The 1,260-nt window shown below is 26.7% G+C and carries 2 protein-coding genes; both read left to right on the forward strand.

The genetic code is table 11. The features are described from left to right. Positions 1-79: 79 nt before the first annotated feature. A complete protein-coding gene (locus HMPREF9088_RS11100; protein ID WP_248632149.1) occupies positions 80-655 on the forward strand; it encodes a DNA adenine methylase in 576 nt (191 codons plus the stop codon). Positions 656-675: 20 nt separating this feature from the next. Next, the coding region (locus tag HMPREF9088_RS11105) for a type II restriction enzyme (RefSeq protein ID WP_040367749.1) at positions 676-1,260 on the forward strand (585 nt) is incomplete at its 3' end.

Genomic DNA, 1,260 nt, shown 5'->3' on the forward strand with positions numbered 1-1,260 from the left:
TTGTAATTAGAGATAATTTAGATGAGTTAATACAAGAATTAGAAAACATAAAGAGAATGATTCAAAAGAATACTTTTATATCTTAAGAGAATGGGATAGAAATGGTATTTTAGAAGAAAAATCAAATGTAGAAAGAGCTTCTAGATTTATATATTTAAATAAAACTTGTTTTAATGGTTTATTTAGAGTTAATTCTCAAAATCAATTCAATGTGCCTTATGGAAATTACAAAAATCCTAATATTGTGAATAAAGAAGTTTTAATTGCTGATAGTAAATTTTTGAATAAATCAGGAATTAAAATTATGAATGAAGATTTTGAAAAAGCTGCAAAAACTGCTAGAAAAGGGGATTTTGTATACTTTGACCCTCCATATGCATCATTAGATGACACTCAAAATTTTGTAGGGTATACTCTGAATGGTTTTGATTATAAAGAACAAGAAAGATTAAGAGATTTATTTGTTACATTAGATAAAAAAGGTTGTTTTGTAATGTTGTCAAATTCATCAAGTAAACTTATACATGATTTATATTCTGACTATAAAGATACTACTATCATAATAGGAGCAACTAGAAACATAAATTCAAAGGCAAGTGGTAGAGGAAAAGTGGATGAAGTTCTCATAATGAACTACAATTATAAGCAAAGTTAAAATGTAGGGAAGTGGTAATATTGAAAAAAGGTAAAAATGATGTGGCTTGGGAAAAGTTATTTGATAAATATGATATTTTAAATGAAATTGATAAAAATGAAACATTTAGCATAAAATCTAAGCAGATTAATGAATTTAGAGAAGCAAGACTAATGACAAAATTTGACCATTCCAACCAATTACCAGAAATTTTTTCAGCTAATAATATTACTATTCTTCCTGATTCCAGAGGTAATTATATTCTTGGGAAATTTAAAATGTTTGAAGAGTTGAAACATAAGAATCTCAAACCAATTTCTATGCAAATACCTGATTTTATACAATCCTTAGATATTTCAAAAATAACAAGTGAAAGTTCTGCATTAAATATTGCTCATATGAGCAATATGATAGATTCTGTCATGGAAACTAAACAAAATGAACCGCAGTCATTACTTACCCTGAGTGGGAGAATGTCAAGCGGTTCTCTTCAGTACAACATACTAAATGTTGATAAGAAAATTCATGAATTTTCTGTTGAAAATGCACAAATTGAAATTGATGGTTCTTATGAAAATTTGAATAAGATTCTTATTGTCGAGGCTAAAAATAAAATTCCTTTAGAT

The sequence above is a fragment of the Enterococcus italicus DSM 15952 genome (assembly GCF_000185365.1).
GTDB classification, from domain to species: Bacteria; Bacillota; Bacilli; order Lactobacillales; family Enterococcaceae; genus Enterococcus_G; species Enterococcus_G italicus.